20 protein-coding genes are annotated in these 20,701 nt (G+C 71.6%); 10 read left to right on the forward strand and 10 right to left on the reverse strand.

Annotation, left to right across the window (positions count from 1 at the left end; all coding sequences use genetic code 11):
• Positions 1–6 precede the first annotated feature (6 nt).
• The 5 genes from JMJ55_RS13640 (at position 7) to JMJ55_RS13660 (ending at position 4,429) form a co-directional block, all read left to right on the forward strand.
• The gene (locus JMJ55_RS13640; RefSeq protein WP_202826119.1) at positions 7–837 is read left to right on the forward strand and encodes a polysaccharide deacetylase family protein; all 831 of its coding nucleotides are present in this window, start codon (positions 7–9) and stop codon (positions 835–837) included.
• A gap of 4 nt (positions 838–841) precedes the next feature.
• Entirely contained in the window at positions 842–2,428 is a 1,587-nt protein-coding gene (locus tag JMJ55_RS13645) for an ABC transporter substrate-binding protein (protein WP_202826120.1), read from the forward strand.
• 43 nt (positions 2,429–2,471) lie between these two features.
• Positions 2,472–3,461 carry a 4-hydroxythreonine-4-phosphate dehydrogenase PdxA gene (gene pdxA / locus JMJ55_RS13650; RefSeq protein ID WP_202826121.1) on the forward strand — a complete coding sequence of 330 codons (990 nt, stop codon included), beginning with the start codon at positions 2,472–2,474 and terminating at the stop codon, positions 3,459–3,461.
• A complete protein-coding gene (locus tag JMJ55_RS13655) occupies positions 3,458–4,189 on the forward strand; it encodes a pyridoxine 5'-phosphate synthase (protein WP_202826122.1) in 732 nt (243 codons plus the stop codon). Before pdxA ends, JMJ55_RS13655 begins: the two co-directional genes overlap by 4 nt.
• Positions 4,190–4,264: 75 nt before the next feature.
• Positions 4,265–4,429 carry a hypothetical protein gene (locus JMJ55_RS13660; protein ID WP_202826123.1) on the forward strand — a complete coding sequence of 55 codons (165 nt, stop codon included), beginning with the start codon at positions 4,265–4,267 and terminating at the stop codon, positions 4,427–4,429.
• Positions 4,430–4,529: 100 nt separating this feature from the next.
• Here the strand turns inward: JMJ55_RS13660 and JMJ55_RS13665 are convergent, their stop codons facing one another.
• From JMJ55_RS13665 to JMJ55_RS13705, 9 genes are all read right to left on the reverse strand, one after another.
• Positions 4,530–5,774: an Hsp70 family protein gene (locus JMJ55_RS13665; RefSeq protein ID WP_202826124.1), complete on the reverse strand. Its 1,245-nt coding sequence runs from the start codon at positions 5,772–5,774 to the stop codon at positions 4,530–4,532.
• Positions 5,775–5,838: 64 nt separating this feature from the next.
• The gene (gene cynS, locus JMJ55_RS13670; protein WP_202826125.1) at positions 5,839–6,285 is read right to left on the reverse strand and encodes a cyanase; all 447 of its coding nucleotides are present in this window, start codon (positions 6,283–6,285) and stop codon (positions 5,839–5,841) included.
• Between the two features lie 113 nt (positions 6,286–6,398).
• The gene (locus JMJ55_RS13675; RefSeq protein ID WP_202826126.1) at positions 6,399–7,352 is read right to left on the reverse strand and encodes a Bug family tripartite tricarboxylate transporter substrate binding protein; all 954 of its coding nucleotides are present in this window, start codon (positions 7,350–7,352) and stop codon (positions 6,399–6,401) included.
• Entirely contained in the window at positions 7,349–7,774 is a 426-nt protein-coding gene (locus JMJ55_RS13680) for an acyl-CoA thioesterase (protein ID WP_202826127.1), read from the reverse strand. The genes JMJ55_RS13675 and JMJ55_RS13680 overlap by 4 nt, the downstream gene beginning before the upstream one ends.
• Positions 7,771–8,478 (reverse strand): ribonuclease activity regulator RraA, encoded by a 708-nt coding sequence (locus tag JMJ55_RS13685; RefSeq protein ID WP_202826128.1) that lies wholly within the window; start codon positions 8,476–8,478, stop codon positions 7,771–7,773. Before JMJ55_RS13685 ends, JMJ55_RS13680 begins: the two co-directional genes overlap by 4 nt.
• A gap of 29 nt (positions 8,479–8,507) precedes the next feature.
• Positions 8,508–9,971 (reverse strand): hypothetical protein, encoded by a 1,464-nt coding sequence (locus JMJ55_RS13690; RefSeq protein ID WP_202826129.1) that lies wholly within the window; start codon positions 9,969–9,971, stop codon positions 8,508–8,510.
• Positions 9,971–10,462 (reverse strand): gluconokinase, encoded by a 492-nt coding sequence (locus JMJ55_RS13695; RefSeq protein ID WP_202826130.1) that lies wholly within the window; start codon positions 10,460–10,462, stop codon positions 9,971–9,973. The genes JMJ55_RS13690 and JMJ55_RS13695 overlap by 1 nt, the downstream gene beginning before the upstream one ends.
• Positions 10,459–11,436, reverse strand: coding sequence for a phosphogluconate dehydrogenase (NAD(+)-dependent, decarboxylating) (gene gnd / locus JMJ55_RS13700; RefSeq protein ID WP_202826131.1), 978 nt, complete (start codon positions 11,434–11,436; stop codon positions 10,459–10,461). The genes JMJ55_RS13695 and gnd overlap by 4 nt, the downstream gene beginning before the upstream one ends.
• A gap of 13 nt (positions 11,437–11,449) precedes the next feature.
• Positions 11,450–14,308: an FAD-dependent oxidoreductase gene (locus tag JMJ55_RS13705; protein WP_202826132.1), complete on the reverse strand. Its 2,859-nt coding sequence runs from the start codon at positions 14,306–14,308 to the stop codon at positions 11,450–11,452.
• Positions 14,309–14,379: 71 nt separating this feature from the next.
• Between JMJ55_RS13705 and dapA the strand changes: the two genes are divergently transcribed.
• The 5 genes from dapA (at position 14,380) to JMJ55_RS13730 (ending at position 19,102) form a co-directional block, all read left to right on the forward strand.
• Complete coding sequence (gene dapA, locus JMJ55_RS13710) at positions 14,380–15,288, forward strand: 4-hydroxy-tetrahydrodipicolinate synthase (protein ID WP_202826133.1); 909 nt, start codon at positions 14,380–14,382, stop codon at positions 15,286–15,288.
• Between the two features lie 12 nt (positions 15,289–15,300).
• The gene (locus tag JMJ55_RS13715) at positions 15,301–16,119 is read left to right on the forward strand and encodes an ABC transporter substrate-binding protein (RefSeq protein ID WP_202826134.1); all 819 of its coding nucleotides are present in this window, start codon (positions 15,301–15,303) and stop codon (positions 16,117–16,119) included.
• Between the two features lies 1 nt (position 16,120).
• Positions 16,121–16,810 carry an amino acid ABC transporter permease gene (locus JMJ55_RS13720; RefSeq protein ID WP_202826135.1) on the forward strand — a complete coding sequence of 230 codons (690 nt, stop codon included), beginning with the start codon at positions 16,121–16,123 and terminating at the stop codon, positions 16,808–16,810.
• Positions 16,811–16,871: 61 nt separating this feature from the next.
• The gene (locus tag JMJ55_RS13725; protein WP_202826136.1) at positions 16,872–18,278 is read left to right on the forward strand and encodes a hypothetical protein; all 1,407 of its coding nucleotides are present in this window, start codon (positions 16,872–16,874) and stop codon (positions 18,276–18,278) included.
• On the forward strand, positions 18,275–19,102 hold the full coding sequence (locus JMJ55_RS13730) for an EF-hand domain-containing protein (RefSeq protein ID WP_202826137.1): 828 nt from the start codon (positions 18,275–18,277) through the stop codon (positions 19,100–19,102). Before JMJ55_RS13725 ends, JMJ55_RS13730 begins: the two co-directional genes overlap by 4 nt.
• A 3-nt stretch (positions 19,103–19,105) precedes the next feature.
• Here the strand turns inward: JMJ55_RS13730 and JMJ55_RS13735 are convergent, their stop codons facing one another.
• Positions 19,106–20,689: an ABC transporter substrate-binding protein gene (locus tag JMJ55_RS13735; protein WP_202826138.1), complete on the reverse strand. Its 1,584-nt coding sequence runs from the start codon at positions 20,687–20,689 to the stop codon at positions 19,106–19,108.
• Between the last annotated feature and the right edge of the window lie 12 nt (positions 20,690–20,701).

The following is a 20,701-nucleotide window of genomic DNA, read 5'->3' on the forward strand; positions in this document are numbered from 1 at the left end:
CGACCGATGATCGATATGCGGGTGAACTGGCCGGGCAATGCGAAGGTCGCGGTGATGCTGACCTTCGATTTCGATGCGGAGACGCTCTGGCTCTCCCGCGACCCGGAGAATGCCCGCCGCCCTGGCATCCTCAGCCAGGGCGCCTACGGCGCGAAAGTCGGCGTGCCGATGATCCTCGAGGTGCTGCGGCAGGAGGGCGTGAAGGCCACCTTCTTCGTCGTCGGCTGGACGGCCGAAAAGCACACCGCGCGGGCCGAGATGATCCTGCGCGAGGGGCACGAGATCGCCCATCACAGCTATTCCCATAGCTGGATCGACCCTGCCTTCCCCGACAAGGAGGTCGAGGAGATGGAGCGGGGGCTCGAGGCGTTGAAGCGCTGCCTCGGCGTGGTGCCGCACGGCTACCGCTCGCCCGCCGGCGAGACCAGTGACAACCTCATCCGGCTGCTGAAGAAGCACGACTTCCTCTACGACAGCTCCCTGCTCGACCATATCAACCCCTACCGGCATATCATGCCGGATGGCAGCCCGGGCCCGATCGAACTGCCCTGGCACTGGAGCCTGGACGACGCGCCACATGCGCTGTTCTCGGTGAAGTCGCCGCGGCCGATCTTCCCCAACAGCCATATCCGCGAGGTCTTCCAGGAGGAGTTCCGCGAGATCTATCGCTGGGGCGGGCTCTACAACCTGGTGATGCATCCGCAGGTCAGCGGCCGGCCGAGCCGCATCGCGCTGCTGCGCGAGATGATCCAGTGGATCAAGACCTTCCCCGATGTATGGTTCGCCACCGGCACCGAGGTCGCCGAGGCTTGGTCGGCGGCGCATGAGACGGAGTGAATCGATGATCCTTCGCCGCTTTTTTCTCGGCGCGCTGGCCGCCGGCAGCCTCGTCCTCTCGGCGGTGGCGCAGCCGCGCGAGCGGCCGCTGCGCCTCGTCCTCAATGTCGGGCTGCAGAATCTCGACCCGATCTCCAGCCCCTCCTTCGTCACCCGCAACTTCGCCTATATGGTCTACGACACGCTCGTCGCCATGGACAGCAAGGGCGAGTACCGGCCGCAGATGCTGGAGGGATGGCAGGTCAGCGACGACAAGCTCGCCTGGACCTTCACCCTCCGCCCCGGGCTCGAGTTCAGCGACGGCACGCCGGTCACGGCGGATGACGTCATCGCCTCGCTCAAGCGTTGGGGCGCGCGGGATGCGATCGGGCGGCGCCTGATCGCGGCGACGAAGGAGTTCCGCGCCGAGGCGCCGAATCGCTTCGTGCTGCAGCTGGCGCAACCCTTCGGCGGCGTCATCGATGCGCTCGGCAAGCCGAGCGTGCATGTGCCCTTCATCATGCCGGCGCGCATCGCCTCCGCGACGCCGCCGACCCAGCCGGTGGCGGAGGTCGTCGGCAGCGGGCCCTATCTCTTCATCAAGGAGGAATGGGTGCCCGGCGAGCGCACCTTCTTCCGCCGCAACCCGCGCTACGTCCCGCGCCCGGAGCCGGCCGATGGGCTGGCCGGCGGCAAGCTGGCGAAGATGGAGCGCGTCGAGTTCGTCACCCTGCCGGACATCTCGCTCCGCGCCGCGGCCATCACCCGCGGCGAGGTCGACTACCTCGAATATGCGCCGATCGACTACCTGCCGACCTTCCGCCGCGACCGGAACCTCGTCATCGCCAAACCGGGCGGCATCGCGCAGATCGTCGGCGGCGTCAGCATCAACCACTACCTGCCGCCCTTCGACCGGCTGCCGATGCGCCGCGCCCTCCAGGCCGCGCTGGACCGGGAGGAGATCCTCGCCGGGCACGGGCTGCCGGAGGGGATGGTCGATGCCAAATGCGTCTCGGTCTATCTCTGCGGCACGCGCTACAGCACCGATACCGGGGGCGAAGCCATCCGCACGCCGAACCTCGAGCGCGCCCGCGCCCTGCTGCGCGAGGCCGGCTACAACAACGAGCGCATCGTCTACCTCCAGCCGGCCGACAGCGCGCTGATCAACCCGATGGCGCTCGTCGTCATCGACCGGCTGAAGCGCGCCGGCTTCAACCTCGATGTCCAGGCCTCCGACTGGTCCTCGCTGGCGCAGCGCTGGGTCGGGCGGCAGCCCATCGCGGAGGGCGGCTGGAACCTCATCTCCGTGGTCTATACCGGCTTCGACATGGCGGACCCGCTCTCCAACATGGGCATCGGCTACAACTGCTCGAACAACCAGCCCTGGGGCTATTGCGTGCCGGCGATGACGCCCGTGCTCGACCGCTTCGCCGCCGAGAGCGACCCCGCGAAGCGGAAGGAACTGGCAGCGGAGTTGCAGCGGCTGTCGATCGAGAACGTCACCTTCCCGCTCGACGGTCAGTTCCAGGCCCCGGCGGTGTGGCGGGCGGAGCTCAAGGGCGTGATCGATTTCGGCTTCCCCGTGATCTGGAATATCGAGCGGGCGCGCTGATCTGGGCAGGCGGGACCGGGGGGACTACATCGGGGACATGGACATGCCCCCGGACCTCGCCCCCTTGGCCCTGACGATGGGCGAGCCCGCCGGCATCGGCGGCGAGATCGCCGCCGGCGCCTGGGCCGCCCTGCGCGCCACCGGCCCGGCCTTTTTCCTGATCGACGATGCCGACCGACTGGCGGGGGTGCCCATCCGCCGCATCGCCGCGCCGGAGGAGGCGCTGGCCGCCTTCCCGGAGGCGCTGCCGGTGCTGCACCGGCCCCTCCCCCGCCCCTCTGTCCCGGGCCGGCTGGACCCGGCCAATGCCCCGGCCGTCATCGCCGCCATCGACGAGGCGGTGGCGCTGGCCAAGGCAGGCCGCGCTACCGGCATCGTCACCAACCCGATCCAGAAATCCGCCCTCTACGCCGCCGGCTTCCGCCATCCCGGCCATACCGAATACCTGGCCGAGATCGCCGGGACCGGCCGCCCGCCCATCATGCTGCTCGCCTGTCCCGAATTGCGGGTGGTACCGGTGACGATCCACGAGCCGCTGAAGCAGGCCATCGCCCGCCTCACGCCCGAGCTCATCATCGAATGCGCCCGGCTGACCGCGGCCGGGCTGCGGCAGGATTTCGGCATCGCCGCCCCGCGGCTGGCCATCGCCGGGCTGAACCCGCATGCGGGCGAGGACGGCACCATCGGCACCGAGGACCGCGATATCGTGGCCCCGGCCGTCGCCATGCTGCGGGCCGAGGGGATCGACGCGCGCGGGCCCATCCCGCCGGACACGATGTTCACCGCCAAGGCGCGGCCCGGTTATGACGTGGCGCTCGGCCTCTATCACGACCAGGCGCTGATCCCGATCAAGACGCTCGACATGGCGGGTGGGGTGAATGTCACCCTCGGCCTCTCCATCGTCCGGACCAGCCCGGACCATGGCACGGCGCTCGACATCGCCGGGCGGGGCCTGGCCGATCCGGGCAGCCTGATCGCCGCCCTCCGCCTCGCCGCCGAGATCGCCGCCCACCGCAGGAAAGCCAGCTCATGACGCCGATGCGCCTCTCCGTGAACATCGACCATGTGGCGACGCTGCGGAATGCCCGCGGCGGCAGCTTCCCCTGCCCGGTCGAGGCGGCGCGCATCGCCATGGCGGCCGGCGCCGACGGCATCACCATGCATCTGCGGGAGGACCGCCGCCACGTCCGCGACCGGGACCTGGAGCGCGTCTCGGCCGAGGTGGCGACGCGGCTGAATTTCGAGATGGCGGCGACCGAGGAGATGGTCGGCATCGCGCTCCGCCTCTGCCCGCCCGCCTGCTGCATCGTGCCGGAGAAGCGCGCGGAGTTGACCACGGAGGGCGGCCTCGACGTCATCGCCGCCGGTGCATCCTTGCAGAATGCAATTGCGCGGCTGGCCGGGGCCGGGATCGAGGTCTCGGTCTTCGTCGAAGCGGATGCCCGGCAGATCGAGGCGGCGGCCCGCATGGGGGCGCAGGCGGTGGAGCTGCATACCGGCGCCTATGCCGATGCCCCGGCCGCCGAGCGCGAATTGCATCTTGCGAAACTGCGACAGGGCGCCACCGCGGCGGCCGCGGCCGGGCTGCAATGCCATGCCGGGCACGGGTTGTCCTATGAGACGCTGCCGCCGGTCGCCGCCATGCCGGAGGTGGTGGAGGTCAGCATCGGCCATTTCCTGATCGGCCAGAGCGTCTTTGAGGGGCTGCCGGTGGTGATCCGGCACATGAAAGGGCTGATCGCCGCCGCCCGCGGGGGCTGATCCCCGCCCGAATTGCAATTTGCATGGCATGGCGGCTGCAACCTCCCTGGCACACCACCCAAAGGGAGTTGCACCATGGCCCAGTCCGCCCCCGCCACCCCGATCACCATCGCCCGCTCGCGCGAGCCGATCCGCCGCCGGGCCGAGGAGAAGGTCAGCGCGCTGTCCTATCTCCTCCAGGGCGCCGGCTTCATCGGCTTCCTGCTGGTGCTCTTCGTCCTGGCCGGCTTCCGGGGCTAGACTGCCTGGGCCGCGGCGATCATTACGCCGGACACAAGGTATAGGCGGCCACCCAGGCCGCTTCGACCTCCGGCGTGAATGCCTCGCCCGGGCCTCGGATTTACCGGGCCGCGCGCAACCGCGCCCCGCCGATCAGAGCCAGCCCCTCGGCGACCGAGACGAATTCGCCGCCCCCCGCCAGCCGCGCCGCGCCGAAGCGCATCTCGAACAGCCGCCGCACCGCGGGGACGAGGGAGGTCCCGCCGGTCAGGAAGACGCGGTCGATCGCCTCATGCGGCAGCCGCGCCTCCTCCAGCGCCGCATCGATGGCGGCGCCGATCCGGGCGAGGTCGGGCGCGATCCAATCCTCGAAGGCATCGCGAGTGATCTCCGCCTCCACCTGGAAGCCCTCATGGCGGAATTGCAGCATCGCCCGCGGCGCGGCCGAGAGCGCCGCCTTCACGCCGGAGACGGCGCGGTAGAGCGCATAGCCGGCCTCCTCCTCGATCAGGGAGACCAGGGCATGGAGCCGTTCCGGATGGTCGGCGGTGCGGGCGACCTCGGCGATGTCGCGCAGGATGCGCGGCGCCCGCATCAGGGAGAGGCGATGCCAGCGGGCGAAGCCGGCATACCAGGCGATGGGGATGGGCATGGGCTTGCCCATCACCCGGTAGCTGTCGTTGCGGCCGAGCAGGGGCGAAACCGCATGGTCGATGATGCGGTAGTCGAACTGGTCGCCGGCGATGCCGATGCCGGCATGGCCGAGCGGGGTGACGCCGCCCGGTTCGAAGCGCAGCACGGAGAAGTCGCTGGTGCCGCCGCCGAAATCCCCGACCAGGATGGTCGCCGGCCCGTCGAGGCTATGGGCGAAGCGGTGTCCGGCCGCCTCCGGCTCCAGCGCGAATTCGATCTCGGGCCAGCCCGCCTCGGCATAGGCGGTGCGCAGGCGGGACTCGCCCAGCGCATCCTCCGGCAGGTCGCCGGCGAAGCGCACCGGCCGCCCCGCGATCAGCCGTGCGCCCGGCACCGGCGGATGCAGCGCGCCGAGGAAGAGCGCGATCAGATCCTCCAGCGTGAAGGCACGGCCGAAGATCCGCGTCTCGGTGAAGCTGCGCTGCGCCAAGTAGGACTTCATCGACATGATGAGCCGGCTGGCGAGCGGGTCTTCGAGATAGGTCTCGATCGCGGCGGGGCCAGCGGCATGGCGCGGCCCGCCCAGGCCGGGCGCGAAGCAGAGCACCGAACGGAAGACATCAAGCTCGGCGCCGCCGATGGCGAAGCGCGCCGTCTCCACCCGCCCATCCGGCTGCAGGATGGAGACGACGCTGTTGGTGGTGCCGAAATCGACGCCGAGGATGGGTGGCATTGGGGGACCCGCGCCGCGGAAAGGGGCGCGGGTTACAGCCGAAGCCGCCCGCCCCGGCAAGCCCTCAATAGCGCTTGTAGGGCAGGAACTTGCCCGACATGGTGATCTTCACCCGGTCGCCCTTCTGGTCCGGCAGGCGTTCCAGCTGCATGTCGTAATCGATGGCGGACATGATGCCATCGCCGAATTCCTCGTGGATCATCTCCTTCCAGCTCGTGCCATAGACCAGCACCAGCTCGTAGAAGCGGTAGATCAGCGGGTCGGTCGGCGGCATGGGCTGGGCGCCGCGATAGGGAATCTCGCAGAGGGTCGCCTCTTCCTCCTCATCGAGGCCGAGGATCTCGGCGATGCCGCGGGCGTGGTGCGGCTCGGCGCTCATCTGGCCCATGCAGAGGGCGCAGGTCCAGACGGGGCTCATGGTGATGCGGGCGGCGATGTCGGCCCATCTGAGACCCTTGGCCTTCTTGATCTTCAGGATCTTGCGGCCGAGCTCGGTCTTGGCGTCATTCATGCGGCTGCTCCATCAGGGCGGATGACGGACGCAATGCCCGTGCCAGGACGGCGCCAGGGAGGCGCGCGGGCAGCCATTCCCCGGCCTGCCCGCGAAGGCGGCAGCCGGGACCGCTATTCGAGGCGGATGCCTGCCTTGCGGATCACCTCGCCCCATTTGGCGTATTCGGCGGCGATATGGGTGCGATAGGCCTCCGGCGTGCCGGGGATGGGTGTCGCGCCCAGCTCCGCCAGCCGGCGCGTCGCGGTCGGGCTGTCCAGCATCCGCCGCAGCGCTGTGTTGGCCGCGGCGATGACGTCCTCCGGCGTGCCGCGCGGCGCCAGCAGGCCGAACCAAGCCGTCACCTCGTAGCCGGGCAGGCTCTCGGCGATGGCCGGGATGTCGGGCGCGCCCGACCAGCGCGCCTTGCTGGTCACGCCGAGCCCGACCAGCGCTCCGCTGCGGACATGCGGCAGGATGGAGGGCAGGTTGTCCACGCCCCAGGCGATGCGGCCGGGCAGCAGGTCGCCCAGCATCGGCGCGCTGCCGCGATAGGTGATGTGCTCGCCCTCGATCCCGGCCTGGAGACGGAAGAGCTCGGCCGAGAGATGCGTGCTGCCGCCGATGCTGGTCTCGCCATAGGCCAGGCGCTCCGCCTTGGCGCGCGCGATCAGCGCCGGGATGTCGCGGAGGCCGAGCGAGGGATGCGCGGCGAGCAGGTTCGGCAGCTCCGCCACCAGCGAGATCGGGGCGAAGTCGGCGATCCCGTCATAGCCTGGGTTGGGATAGAGATGCGCATTGATGGCCTGCGTCCCGGGCGATCCCATCAGCAGCGTGTAGCCATCCGCCGCGGCGCGGGCGACCGCCACCGCGCCGATATTGCCGCCGGCGCCGGAGCGGTTCTCCACCACGAAGCTCTGCCCCGTCGCTTCCTGCAGCCAGCTCGCGGTGAGGCGGCCGAGGATGTCCACCGTCCCGCCCGGCGGGAAGGGCACCACGATGCGCACCGGCCGCGCCGGCCAGCCCTCGGCCGCGAGAGCAGGCGCGGCGAGGAGGCCGGCGGCGGCGAGCAGGGTGCGGCGCTTCATGACGGTTGCAGCCTTTCCAGGGCGGCGCGCAGCTCGGGCGGGATGGCGGCGGAGCGGCGCGTCTCGCGGTCGAGCACCACCATCACCGAGAGCGCGGCGGCATGGCAAGCATCGCCGGCGAATAGCGCCTGCTGCAGCGCGAAGCTGCTGCCGCCGATGCGGGCGACGCAGGTGCCGATGCGGACGCGGCCCGGATAGTGCAGCTCCCGCAGGTAGTCGATCTCGACCCGGGCGAGGGCCATGGCGACCAGCCGCGTCTGCGGGGGTCCTGCGATCTCGGTCAGCAGCTCTCCCCGCCCGGCCTCGAAGAAGGCGCCATAGGCGCCGTTGTTGATATGGCCGTTGAGGTCGGTATCGGCGATCCGCAGCTTCTCCTCCGTCCAGAAGGGGAAGCGCTCGGGACCGGGCGGGGTGGGCCTCACTTCGACTTCTCGGCCTCGTAGCGGGCCTTGTTCTCGGCATTCGGCGGGTAGAGGCCGGGGAGCTTCTCGCCGGCCTCTACCTTGCCGACGATCCAGGCCTCGAGCCGCTCCTGCTCCTCGCCGGTATTGGCGACCTCGTCCACGAAGGCGGCGGGGATGCAGACGGCGCCGTCATCGTCGGCGACGATCACATCGCCCGGGAAGACAGCGACGCCGCCGCAGCCGATCGGCTCCTCCCAATTGACGAAGGTGAGGCCGGCGACGGAGGGCGGTGCGGCGCCGCCGGAGCAGAAGACCGGCAGGCCGGTGCCGTTGACGCCGGCGACGTCGCGCACCGCGCCATCCGTCACCAGCGCGATGACGCCACGCTTCACCAGGCGCGCGCAGAGGATGTCGCCGAAGATGCCGGCATCGGTGACGCCCATCGCATCGGCGACGACGATGGCGCCTTCCGGCATCGCCTCGATGGCGGCGCGGGTGGATTTCGGCGAGGACCAGCTTTCCGGCGTCGCCAGATCCTCGCGCGCCGGGACGAAGCGCAGGGTGAAGGCGGGGCCGACGAAACGCTTGCCCTTGGCCGCCGGGCTGAAGGGCGGGGTGCCGCGCAGCCAGATGTTCCTGAGGCCCTTCTTGAGCAGGACCGTGGTGATGGTCGCGGTGGTGATCCGCTCCAGCTTGGCGCGGATGGTGGGGTCGAGACTCATGGCGATCCTGCCTTGGTGTGGTGAGGGCACTATTGACCCGGCGGCGGGGGAAGGGAACCGGGCCGGGCGTCGAGAAGGGGGCCTAGCCGCGCCAGCGCCTCGGCGAGGAAATCCGCCGGCGCTATGGCATAGGAGAGATTGCCGGCGCCACCCCACTCATAACGATGGACGCCTTCGGCCTCGGGTGCCGGGCGGATCGTCGCCTGCCCGATCGGGCGGGCCTCGGCGAAGCCGCGATGCTGGCTGGCGAAATGGCCGAACAGCGCCGGATGGCTCCAGAAGAGGCCGGGCAGGCCGGCCAGGGTGGCGATGAAGGCGGCGGTGCCGCCGGGCGCGGCGAAGGCGTCGCAGCCGCGGATCGCCGCGACCTTGCTGGCGATGTCGCGCCCGTTGAGGAAATGAAGCGCGAAGCCCTCCCCCATCGCATCCTGCCAGCGCGCCATGATCGCGCGCTCCCGCCCGGCAATGGCGGGGAAGGCGGCGTCCAGCGCCTCCGGCCCCTGCTCCCCGATTACCCCGGTCATGCCGTTGAGGAAGACCGCGAGGCGCGGGGCGCGTGGGCGGAGCGCCTGGAACAGCGCCAGGAACCCCTCCTCCTGCTCCACCCAGACCCGCTTCTCGAGGTCGAGCGAGACGAAGAGGCGCAGTTCGTCGGGGTCCGGCGGCACGGGTGGGGTGGTGGCCAGCAGGGCGTCGCACAGCCGGCGGGCGGCCAGGTTCTGCTCCTCCCAGCCGCTATCCGGCACATACATCGCCTCGGCGACCGAGCCGCCCCCGGCCATGGCGGCGGCGCGGAGGGCGGGGCCGGTCTCGAAGCCGGTGTCCGGATGTGCGGCGATGGCCGGCAGCAGCCGCGGGTCGAGGAAGGCGGTGCGCGGATCCTGCCGGATGGCCAGCGCTGGCGCGACCTCGACCTCCGCCAGGACCCGGTCGAGCCGGGCGAGCACGGTGGACTGGTCGACCGGGCGGCCATTGCCGAGCAGGAAGCAGGTCGGCGGCGTGCGGCCGGCGGCCCGGGCATGGAAGCCGGCGGCAATATCGGCCAGTGCCGCCGCCATGTCCCGCTCCGCCCCTGCCGGGTTGCGGCTGCGGCCGGCGGCCGCCCGCATCGCCCCGGCCTCGCCGATGACGAAATACAGGCTGTCGAAGCGGCCATGCAGGACCAGCCAGCGCCCGTCCTGCCGGACCACATGCAGCCGCACGCTCCAGACATGCGGGTCCATCCGGCGAAGGTGGGCAATCGCCTCGAAGGGCGTATCAGCCAGGAAGCCGGCCACCTCCTCCACCGGCCCATGGCCGAGATCGAGCGCCGCCGGATCGCGCAGAACGGAATGTGCCGCCTGCGCGAAGACCTCCCAGAGCGCCGCCTGGCGCGGACCGGCGGTCATGCCGAGCAGGCAGGCCGCGGCCAGGATCTCGACATGGCGCGCCGCCTCGCCTGCGTCGAGGCGGTGCCGCAGCTCCTCGAACAGCGCCACAATCCCGGGCGCCATCACCCCAGCGCCGCCAGCGCCGCCTCCACTATCGCCTCGGGAGAGGGGGTGACGGAAAGGATGATGGTGCCGTCGCCCGGCGCCGGCGGTTCCAGCGTGGCGAATTGGCTGGCCATCAGGCTCGGCGGCATGAAGTGGTCGGGTCGGGCCGCTTGGCGGGCGCCGATCACCGCCGGATCGCCCGACAGGTGCAGCAGCCGCACGGCGGGGCGCGAGCCGAGCAGCCGGTCGCGATAGACCTGCTTCAGCGCGGAGCAGGTGGCGACGCCGCCCCGCGGGCCGTGCGCATCCAGCCAGGCGCCGATCGCGTCCAGCCAGGGCCAGCGATCCTCGTCGGTCAGCGGCTCGCCGCGGCTCATCTTCTCGATATTGGCGGGCGGGTGGAAGCTGTCGGCATCGGCGAAGGGCACGCCCAGCCGCTGCGCGAGGAGGCTGCCGACCGTGCTCTTGCCGGCGCCGGAGACGCCCATGACGAGAACGAGATGGCTCATTTTTTGGGGGCTTCGAGATGCCCGCCGAAGCCCTTGCGCTGGGCGGAGAGGACCTTGCCGCTGAAGCGTTCCTCGTCCCGGCTGGCGAAGCGGGCATAGAGGGCGGCGGAGAGGACGGGGGCGGAGACGGCGGTCTCCACCGCGGCCTGCACCGTCCAGCGCCCCTCCCCGCTGTCCGAGACATGGCCGGAGAAGCCGGCCAGCTCCGGATCGCCGGCCAGGGCCTGGGCGGTCAGGTCGAGCAGCCAGGAGGCGACGACGCTGCCGCGCCGCCAGGCCTCGGTGACCTCGGCGAGGTTCAGGGTGAAGCGCTGGTCCTCCGGCAGGGCGGCGCTGTCGGCATGCTTCAGGATATCGAGGCCCTCGGCGAAGGCCTGCATCATCCCGTATTCGATGCCATTATGGATCATCTTGGTGAAATGCCCGGCGCCGTTCGGCCCGGCATGGACATAGCCCTGCTCCGGCCGCGGATCGCCCGCATAGCCGGGGGTGGGCGAGGCGGCCGCCTTGCCGGGGACGAGCGCGGCGAAGATCGGGTCGAGCCGGCGGACCACCGCATCCTCCCCGCCGATCATCAGCGAATAACCCCGCTCCAGCCCCCAGACACCGCCCGAGGTGCCGATATCGAGGAAATGCAGCCCCCGCGCCCGCAGGCCGGCGCCGCGGCGGACGCTGTCCTTCCACATGGAGTTGCCACCATCGATCAGCACGTCGCCGGGTGAGAGCAGCCCGGCCAGCGTCTCGATCGCCGCCTCGGTCGGGGCGCCGGCGGGCAGCATGATCCAGATGGCGCGCGGGGCATCGAGCGCGGCGACCATGGCCTCGAGGCCATCGACCACCCGCGCGCCCTCCTTCGCCAATTCGGCGCCCGGGGCCGGGTCGCGGTCGAAGGCCACGCAGTCATGCCCGGCGCGCAGCAGCCGCCGCACGATATTGCCGCCCATGCGGCCGAGGCCGACCATGCCGAGTTGCATTGCGTCCGTCCCTTTAGTTGAACCGTGCCAGCGTGAATTGGGGCGGGATCTCCCCCCGCCCCAGCACCGCATCGGCCGTCATCCGCCCGGCGATGGGCGCCAGGGTGTAGCCGTTGCTGGTCACCGCATGGAAGAGGCCGGGCACCCCCGGAACGCCGCCGAGCAGCGGCGCCCGGTCCACCTCCACCGCGAGGCCGGTCCAGGCCCGGATCGCCTGCATCCCGGCCAGCCCCGGCAGCACCCGCCCGGCGACCCACAGATTGCCCTCGATCGAGCGGCGCAGGTTGCGCGGCGCGCCCCCGGCATCGAGCACCCCCGGCCAGCCGCCGCCGACCAATACATGCCCGCCATCTCCCTGCTTGAGCGAGAGGTGCCGCCCGGCATGGGCGACCAGGTGACGCATGGTCGGCGCCACGCCTTCGGTTGCGATCACCTGCTGGACGGAGCCGATCACCGGCAGCGTCACCCCGAGCATGGCGGCGATGCGCCCGGCATAGGCGCCGGCACAATTCACCACCCGCCCGGCGCGGATGGTCCCGCCCGGCGTCGCCACGGCAAAGCCGGCGCCCTCGCGGGCGATGCCCTGCACCTCGACGCCCTCGCGCAGCCGGGCGCCGGCGCGGGCGGCCAGGCGACGGAGCGAGAGGGTGCCGCGCAGAGGGTCGATCTGCCCCTCGCCCGGGGCGAAGCCGGCGCCGATGAAATGCGGGCCGAGATAGGGGGCGAGGCTGCGGAGTTCGTTGGCGCCGAGCAGGTGGCTCTCGATCCCCCTCACCTTCTCCGCCGCGACCTTGGCGCGGAGCCAGCGGAACTGCGCCTCGGTCTCGGCCAGCATGAGGCCACCCTCGGTGCGGATGCCGAGCCCTTCCCCCGCCCCCGCGGCGATCTCGCGCCACAGGGCGATGCTCTGCGGGCCGAGCGGCAGGCGGTCGAGCGAGGGGCCGGTCTCCTGCTCGCCGTCGAAGTCGTAGGTGAGGAGCTGGACATGCAGGCTGCCGGCATTGGCGGTGCTGGCCGCCATGCCGGCCTCGCCGCGCTCCGCCAGCAGCACATCGGCGCCTTCGCGGGCGAGATATAGTGCGGTCGAGAGGCCGAGCGCGCCGCCGCCGATGACCAGCACGTCGCAAGATTCCGCCAGCGGCGCCGAGGGCCTGGCATTCCACTGGTTGTAATGCGGCAGGGGAAAGGTCGGCCAGTCGCCGCCCTCCGGCAGTTCCAGCATCAGCGCCGCAGCCGGGATCGGCTTTACCGGGGCACGCGGCGCGGCGAAGCCGGCTTCCTCGGCGACGCCGCAGAGGCGCGCGACGGAGGACGAGCACATCCGCCCCTGGCAGCGCCCCATGCCGGCCCGCGTCGCCTTCTTCAACGCCGCAAGCGACTGCACCCCGGCAGCCTGCTCGGCGCGGAGGCGGCCGGCCGTGACCTCCTCGCAGCGGCAGAGGATGGTCTCGTCCGGCACCGCCGCGATGTCGAAGGGCGGGGCGGCGAAGAGGCGCCAGAGGCCGGACTGGAACGCGAGCGCCCGGCGCAGCTCCGCCCGGGCTGGCGCCGGATCCCTGGCCGGGAAGCCGAGATCGCCGGCCGCCGCCAGCCCGGCCAGCCTGCCACGGGCGAAGGCGATCCGCGCTCCGCCGATCGCCGCGCCGTCGCCCACCGCGAAGACGCTGGGGATTGAGGTGCGACCATCCTCCGCCGTCACCGTCTCCAGCCGGCCGAGGCCGCTATCGATGAAGCGATGCTCCGCCCCCAGCGCCCGGGCGAGGCCGTTCTCCGGCTGGAAGCCCATATTCAGGGCGCAGGCATCGGCCTCGATCCGCCGCTCGCCCTCGGGCGTCCGCAGGCGCAGGGCGGCGAAGCGCCTCTCCCCCTCGCAGCCGAGGATGGTGCTGCCCCAGAGCACCGGCACCCCGGCGCGGCGCAGGCGGCGGAGATAGCGCAGCCCGTCCCAGGCGAGGTCCGGCGCGGCGCGGAGGATGCGGACGGCATCCCGCCAGGCGGCGAGGCCGGGCCGCGGCGCCGCCTCGGCCACAGCCACGACCTCGGCCCCGCCCTCCAGCAGTTCGCAGGCCAGCTGCAGGTTCAGCGGCCCGTTGCCGGCGATGACGATGCGCCGGCCGGGCGAGACGCGGTTGGCGCGGGCCAGGGTCTGCATCGCGCCGGTGGTCATCACGCCGGGCAGGGTCCAGCCGGGCACGGGGACGGGCCGTTCATGCGCACCGGCGGCGAGGATCAGGCGACGCGGGCGGAAGGTGGTGGCGGCGCCATCGACCAGGGCGGCGATCTCATCCGGGGCGAAGCCGCCCCAGACGGTGGCGCCGGTCAGGATCTCGGCGCCGGCGGCGCGGGTCAGGGCCCGCAGCGTGTCGCCCTTGCGGAATTGCGCGTCCGGCGCGGCATGGTCGTGCGAGGCGGCGAGCGGCTTGAGATATTGCCCGCCCGCCTCGCCGCGTTCGTCCAGCACCACCACCCGGGCACCGGCCTCGGCCGCGGCGCGGGCGGCGGCGAGCCCGGCCGGGCCGGCGCCGACCACCAGCAGGTCGCAGTCCTGGTCCGGGATGGCCGCCGGCGCGGCCGCCAGCGGCACGGGTTCGGCCGGCGGGGCGCTGCCCACCACCATGCCATCCTGCACCTTGGTCAGGCAGGCGCGCTGGCCCGGCTTGCCATCCACCGTCACCAGGCAGTCGAAGCAGGCGCCCATGCCGCAATACAGGCCGCGTGGGGCGCCGGAGGGTGTCTCCCGATAGGCGAGGATGCCGGCGGCGGAGAGGGTGGCGGCGAGGGTCTCGCCCGGCAGCGCCTCCAGCGCCCGGCCGTCGAAGCTGATGCGGATGGGGGCGGCGACGGGGCGGATATCGGGATGGGTGAGGCGCATGCGCTTGCCGGGGTCCGCCACTTCCTGTTCAGTCCGGCATCATCGCACGCATCAGCGAAGGGGCAAGCGACGTGGCCAAGCCGTTCCGCGGGACCTATACCGTCCTCATCACCCCCTTCACCGCTGACGGCGCGGCGGTCGATCTCGAAGCACTCGAGCGGCTGGTGGAATTCCAGATCGCCGAGGGGATCGACGGGCTGATCCCGCTTGGCTCCACCGGCGAGTTCCTCAGCGTGAGCCGCGAGGAGCGGACGGCGATCATCGAGACGGTGGTGAAGACCGCCGCCGGGCGCGTGCCGGTGCTGATGGGCACCGGCGCCGAGGATACGCGGGAGGTGGTGGCCCTCAGCCGTGAGGCGGAGGCGCTCGGCGCGGATGGGGTGATGATCATCCCGCCTTTCTATGCGGTGCCGACCGAGGACGAGCTGTTCCACCACTACAAGACGGTCGCCGATGCGATCGGCATCCCGATCATGGTCTACAACAACCCGGCGACGGCGAATGTCGATCTGTTGCCCACGACGCTGGCGCGGCTCTCGACCATTCCGAACTGCAAATACGTCAAGGAGAGCACGCTGGAGGTGACGCGGGTGCGCGACATCATCGCGCTCTGCGGCGACCGGATGGAGGTGTTTGCCGGCGTGCTCGGCTATGAGAGCGCCTGGCTCGGCGCCATCGGCTGGGTGGCGGTGTGCAGCAACCTCGTCCCCCGCCTGTCGCGCGACATGTTCGCCGCCGCCGCTTTTGAAGCCAATCGGGAGAAGGCGCTGCCGCTGTATCGGCGCCTCGCGCCGCTGCTGCCCTGGGTCGGTGGGCCGCGCTACGTCTCCGGCACCAAGGCGGGGTTCCGGCTGATGGGGATGGAGATGGGCGATCCGCGGCCGCCGCGCCTGCCGCTGCCGGAGCGCGACGTTCCGACCCTGGCCTCGGTCTTGCAAGCGATGGGCGCGATGCCTGCGGCCCGCGCGGCCGCCGAGTAAGGAGACCTCCCCATGCTTCGCCGTTCCCTCCTCGGTGCCGCCTGCGCCGCCGTCAGCCTGCCCGCCTTCGGGCAGAGCTGCGCCCCGAAGGTCGCCGATGCGGAGTTGGTGAAGCCGAAGACCCTCACCCTCTCCACCAACCCGACCCTGCCGCCGATGCAGTATGTGAATTCGCAGGGCCAGCTCGTCGGCATGCGGGTGGAGCTGGGGGCGGAGATCGCCAAGCGGCTCTGCCTCGGCGTCGAGCATGTGCGGGTCGAATTTGCCGCCATGATCCCGGGCCTGGCGGCACGGCGCTGGGACATGATCAACACCGGCATGTTCTATACCGAGGAACGTGCCAAGCTGATGTATCTGGTGCGCTACGAAGAACAGGCGATCAGCGTCAGCGTGCCGCGCGGCAACCCGAAGCGGATCGCGCGCATCGAGGACATGGCGGGGCTGACCGTCGGCGTGGAACAGGGCGGCTTCGAGTTCCGCCGCACCCAGGACATCGCCAAGGCGCTGGAGGAGAAGCGGCTGCGGCCGATCACCATCCGGCCCTTCGACAATTTCGCCGTCTCCTTCCAGGCGCTGCGCGTCGGGCAGCTCGATGCAGCGATCTCGATCGACAGCACCGGCAAGGAATATGACGACCGCGGGGAGTTCACCCGCGCCATCAGCGGCCTCTACGGCACGCCTATCAATTTCGGCTTCCGCAGCAAGGCGCTGGCCCAGGCCGTCGCCGGCGTGCTGACGGAGATGCGGGCGGATGGCTCGCTCAAGGCGCTGCTCGACCGCTATGGCGTCAAGGAATACGAGGGCGCTTTCGAGGTGGTCGGGCCCGGCTGAGGTGACTGTCTGGCGCTGGGACGGGTTCCTCGACTACCTCTTCAATCGTTACCTGCTGGAAGGCGCGGCGATCTCCGTCGCGCTCACCGCCGCGGCGCTGGTCTGCGGGCTGCTGATCGGCCTTGGCATCGCGGTGCTGCGGCTTTCGGCCAACCGGGTGCTGCGCGGCCTCGCGGGTTTCTATTGCTGGATCTTCCGCGGCACGCCGCTGCTGGTGCAGCTCCTCGTCATCTATACCGGCCTGCCGCTCTTCGGCCTCCGCTTCTCGGTCTGGGAAGCGGCGTTGCTCGGCCTCTCGCTGAACGAGGCGGCCTATCTGTCGGAAATCCTCCGCGCCGGCATCCTTGCCGTCCCGAAGGGCCAGCGGGAGGCAGCGCTGGCCCTCGGCCTCCGGCACGGGCAGGTCTTCCGGCTGGTCACCTGGCCGCAGGCGCTGCGCATCGTCATCCCGCCGCTCGGCAACAGCGTGAACGGGTTGCTCAAGACCACCTCCGTCGCCAGCGTCATCTCGGTGGATGAGCTGCTGCGGCGGACGCAGATCCTGATCCAGGAGCGGTTCCTGGTGCTGGAGCTCTTCGCCGTCGCCGCCCTTTACTACCTGCTGATGACGACGCTCTGGGACCTGGTGCAGCGGCGGCTGGAACGGCGCTACGGCCGCGGCTACGGGACGGAGGCCGCCGACCACCGCTGAGCCGGCTTGCCTCGGGATGCCGCCCCCCGCATCCTCCGCCCGAATCAGCCAGAGGACCCCGATGCGGCGCTTCATCCTGGCGGCGATGCTGGCCCTGGCCGGCCCCGCCGCCGCCCAGTCCCCTACCCCCGCCCGGGAGGTGACGGTGGCCAACGAGACCGACCGCATCCTGCAGGAACTCTATCTCTACCGCCCCGGCGCCGAGGATGGGCCGGACCGGCTCGGCAGCGCCGTGCTGCCGCCCCGGGCAACCCTGCGCATCCCCCTCGCCCGCGGCCGGGACTGTGCCTGGGAGGTCCGGGGGGTCTTCGAAGGCGGCGACGAGATGCGCCGGCGCCTCGATGCCTGCCGCGCCCCGCGCGCCACCTTCGCCGAGACCGGCCCGCGGCGGGAGGTGGAGCTGGTGAACCAGAGTGACCTGAGCTTGCGCGAATTCTACCTCGCTCCGCCCGGCCGGCGCGGCGATTGGGGTGAGGACCGGCTCGGCAGCACCACCGTCGCCGCTGGGGAGAACCATCGCTTGCGCCTGCGCGGCACCACCGCCTGCCTCTTCGACCTGCGCGCCGTCTTCGAGGACGATTCGGAGGAGGTGCGGGAACGCCAGGATCTCTGCCGCGCGCCGCGCCTGGCCTTCGGCGATCCCTCCCTGCCGCTGCGGGAGGCGGTGCTGACCAATCGCGGCCGCCGCACCCTGCGTGAATTCTATGCCCGCCCGGTCGGGCGGGAGGCCTGGGGCGCCGACCGGCTCGGCGCCAGCGTGGTGGAGCCGCGCGGCGAGTTCCGCCTCCGCCTCCGCAGCCGCGACTGCGGCTTCGACCTGCGCGCCGTCTTCGAGGATGACCGCGAGGAGGTGCAGCGCAACCTCGACCTCTGCACCACCCGGACGCTCGCCTTCGGCGCGCCGGTGGTGAATGAGGGCGGGGCGCGCCGCGTCACCCTGATCAACGGCTTCAGCCGCACGGTGCAGCAGGCCTACCTCTCCCCCGCCGAGAGCGGCGATTGGGGCGATGACGCGCTGGGCGAAGCGGTGCTCGCCCCCGGCGCGCGGAAGGAGGTCTCGCTGGAGGGCGGCTGCCATGCCGATCTCCGCATCGTCTTCGAGACCGAGGCGGCGGAGGAGCGGCGCGACATCGATATCTGCGCCGTCACCAGCATCTCGCTCCGCCCCGGCTGGACGCTGGAGGAGCTGGTGGCGCCGGCCCCGACCCAGGCCGGGCCGCAGCCGGGCAGCATCCGACTGCGCAATGCCGCCGCCCTGCCGGTGGTCGAGCTCTATGCCGATGCGCCGGGCGCGGCGCGCGGCGCCGACCGGCTGGGCGCAACCGTGCTCGGCGCCGGGGAGAGCATGGATTTCGCCCCGCCCGAGGGCCAGTGCCAGGCCGACCTGACCGCGGTCTTCCGCGACGGCCGGGAACTGCGTCTGCCTGAGGCCGATCTCTGCGCCGGACGGGAGGTGGTGCTGCAATGAGACCGGTCCTGACCCTGCTGGCGCTGCTGCTGCCCGGCATCGCCCTCGCCCAGCCGGTGCCGGAGGCGCTGCAGGGCGCCTGGTTCCAGGGCGACTGCGCCCGGCCGGAGGCGATGCTCAACCTCACCGCCCGCGCCGCCGCCCGGATGCCCCGCCGCGGTCCGGGCCGGCTGCTGCGCTTCGCCGCCTCGCGCGAGGCGGGCGGCTGGACCATCGGCACCGGCCGCGGCCCGGAAGCGCCGCGGCTGATGCTGCGCCCCGCCGGGGAGGCGCTGGAGACCGTCGAGCCCGAGGCCAAGGCGCGGGAGGACCGGCTGCCGGGCGAGGCGCCGCTGTCCCGCTGGCATCGCTGTGCTGGCGCGCCGCCTGCCCTGGCTGCGCTGCATGGCGAGGGCGTCGCCGTGATGGCGGTGCTGGAGCATCTGGAGGCCGGTTGCGGCGGGGGCGACACCCAGGCCTGCCTCGGCGCCGTAGTGGCCCAGGCGGATGTCTCAGGCGATGGCCGCCTCTCGCCCGCCGAGCTGGCGCGGCTGGCCCGCGGCGCCGCCTGGCTGGTGGCGGTGCAGGAGGGGATGACGGCTGAGAACCTGCCGGGCGCACTCGCCGCCGGCGCCTTGGCCGGGCAGCTCGCGGCGCGGCTGGCGGTGGATGGGCTGGACTATGACGGCGATGGCCGCCTCTCGCCCAGCGAGCTGGCGCAGGATCGCGCCGGTTTCGGCACCGCCCGCGGCACTGCCGAGGGCCGGCCGCTGCATGGCGAGGCGGCCGGGGCGGGGCTCGAGGCGCTGCGCGGTCTGCTCAGCGGCCTCGGCCTGCTCAAATAGGGCTCAGCGCGCGGGCGAGAACTCCATCGCCCGCGTCTGCTCCGACAGTTGGGGCGTGTAGGTGACGCCCTTGCGCATCGCCCAGATATTGACCTGGTGGTGGATCGGGATCACCGCCAGCTCCTGCTGGAAGCCAATGCGGATTGCCTCGAAATACAGCTTCTCCCGCGCTTCCTGGTCGATGGTGGTCAGCGCCCGGTCCACCAGCCGATCCAGCGCCTGGTTGCTGTAATGGCTGGGGCGGATGCGCGTGCCGCGGCCGCGCTCCGGCTCCGGCGTCGCCAGCATCAGGGAGAGATGCGTATCCGGCTCGCCGGTCGAGGTGCTCCAGCCGGTGAGCGCGATGCTGTGCTCGTCGCGCACGCCGCCGGCGGTGAAGAAGACGCTGGCCGGCGTGGTCGCCACCTGGGTGCGGATGCCGATGCGGGCCCACATCTGGGCGATGGCCTGGGCGATGGCGTCGTCATTCACATAGCGGTCGTTCGGCCCGCTCAGGGTGATGGTGAAGCCATCCGGATAGCCGGCCTCGGCCAATAGCCGCCTGGCACGGTCCGGCTCATAGGCGGGGACGGGGATGGAGGGGTCGTAGCCCATGCCGCCCTCGGGCATCGCCTGTCCGGTCGGCTTGGAATAGCCCTCCATGATCTGCCGCTGGATGCCCTCACGGTTGATGGCGATCGAGAGCGCCTGGCGCACGCGCACGTCGCGCAGCGGGTTGGGGATCGGCTTGCCGTCCCGGTCGGTGACGAGCGGCGAGACCGGGCGGTTGGCATCGACATAGAGGTAGATCAGCCGGAGGCCGGGGCGCGATGCCACGGAGAGCCGCGCATCGCGCGAGATGCGGGCGACGTCGCGCGTCGGCACGGTGTCGATCGCGTCCACATCGCCCGATTGCAGCGCGGCCACGCGGGCGCTGTCATTGGTGATCATCCGGTAGGTGACGCGGTCCCAGGGCTGGGCGCGGCCCCAGTAGTCCGGGTTGCGGGCGAAGACCGCGCGATCACCCAGCGCCAGCGAGACCAGGCGGTAGGGGCCGGTGCCCACCGCCGCCTTGCCGCTGTTGTAGTCGGCGGTGGACATGCCCTCGCCCTGCTTGCGGCCGATGATGGAGAAGCTGCTCATCATCTGCGGAATCAGCGGCACCGGCTCGGCGGTGTGCATGCGGATGGTATGGGCATCCACCACCTCCAGCCGCGTCACCGGGCGGATATACTGGCCCATGGAGGTCGGGCTGTTCGGCACGTTCGGGGCGCGCTGGAAGGTGAAGACCACGTCGTCCGCGGTGAAGGGCGTGCCATCCTGCCAGCGGACGCCCTCGCGCAGCTTGAACTCCCAGGTCCGCTCGTCGATCACCCGCCAGGAGGTGGCGAGGCCGGCGGTCGGGCGCTGGTCGGCATCGGGGTGAACCAGCCGGTCGAAGACGTGCCAGGTGAGCGCATGGTTCGGCGAGAGGTCGAAGAAATGCGGATCCATCGAGGTGAAGGCGCCGCCCACCGCGATGGTGATGTCGGCGGCCCTGGCAGCAGGTGCAGCCAATGGTGCAGCCATGGCCATGGCCGCGATGGCCCAGCGCGCGCTTCGTCGCATCAACCGTCTCCC

It is taken from the genome of Belnapia mucosa, assembly GCF_016775475.1.
In the GTDB taxonomy this organism is placed as follows: domain Bacteria; phylum Pseudomonadota; class Alphaproteobacteria; order Acetobacterales; family Acetobacteraceae; genus Belnapia; species Belnapia mucosa.

What these genes read in the sequence shown, in the direction of transcription:
- JMJ55_RS13735 (WP_202826138.1), bottom strand. Translation starts at nt 20,689, where the DNA reads ATGCGACGAAGCGCGCGCTGGGCCATCGCGGCCATGGCCATGGCTGCA.
- JMJ55_RS13655 (WP_202826122.1), top strand. Translation starts at nt 3,458, where the DNA reads ATGACGCCGATGCGCCTCTCCGTGAACATCGACCATGTGGCGACGCTG.
- JMJ55_RS13705 (WP_202826132.1), bottom strand. Translation starts at nt 14,308, where the DNA reads ATGCGCCTCACCCATCCCGATATCCGCCCCGTCGCCGCCCCCATCCGC.
- JMJ55_RS13660 (WP_202826123.1), top strand. Translation starts at nt 4,265, where the DNA reads ATGGCCCAGTCCGCCCCCGCCACCCCGATCACCATCGCCCGCTCGCGC.
- JMJ55_RS13690 (WP_202826129.1), bottom strand. Translation starts at nt 9,971, where the DNA reads ATGGCGCCCGGGATTGTGGCGCTGTTCGAGGAGCTGCGGCACCGCCTC.
- JMJ55_RS13725 (WP_202826136.1), top strand. Translation starts at nt 16,872, where the DNA reads ATGCGGCGCTTCATCCTGGCGGCGATGCTGGCCCTGGCCGGCCCCGCC.
- JMJ55_RS13645 (WP_202826120.1), top strand. Translation starts at nt 842, where the DNA reads ATGATCCTTCGCCGCTTTTTTCTCGGCGCGCTGGCCGCCGGCAGCCTC.
- cynS (WP_202826125.1), bottom strand. Translation starts at nt 6,285, where the DNA reads ATGAATGACGCCAAGACCGAGCTCGGCCGCAAGATCCTGAAGATCAAG.
- JMJ55_RS13730 (WP_202826137.1), top strand. Translation starts at nt 18,275, where the DNA reads ATGAGACCGGTCCTGACCCTGCTGGCGCTGCTGCTGCCCGGCATCGCC.
- gnd (WP_202826131.1), bottom strand. Translation starts at nt 11,436, where the DNA reads ATGCAACTCGGCATGGTCGGCCTCGGCCGCATGGGCGGCAATATCGTG.
- JMJ55_RS13640 (WP_202826119.1), top strand. Translation starts at nt 7, where the DNA reads ATGATCGATATGCGGGTGAACTGGCCGGGCAATGCGAAGGTCGCGGTG.
- JMJ55_RS13665 (WP_202826124.1), bottom strand. Translation starts at nt 5,774, where the DNA reads ATGCCACCCATCCTCGGCGTCGATTTCGGCACCACCAACAGCGTCGTC.
- pdxA (WP_202826121.1), top strand. Translation starts at nt 2,472, where the DNA reads ATGCCCCCGGACCTCGCCCCCTTGGCCCTGACGATGGGCGAGCCCGCC.
- JMJ55_RS13715 (WP_202826134.1), top strand. Translation starts at nt 15,301, where the DNA reads ATGCTTCGCCGTTCCCTCCTCGGTGCCGCCTGCGCCGCCGTCAGCCTG.
- JMJ55_RS13695 (WP_202826130.1), bottom strand. Translation starts at nt 10,462, where the DNA reads ATGAGCCATCTCGTTCTCGTCATGGGCGTCTCCGGCGCCGGCAAGAGC.
- JMJ55_RS13675 (WP_202826126.1), bottom strand. Translation starts at nt 7,352, where the DNA reads ATGAAGCGCCGCACCCTGCTCGCCGCCGCCGGCCTCCTCGCCGCGCCT.
- JMJ55_RS13685 (WP_202826128.1), bottom strand. Translation starts at nt 8,478, where the DNA reads ATGAGTCTCGACCCCACCATCCGCGCCAAGCTGGAGCGGATCACCACC.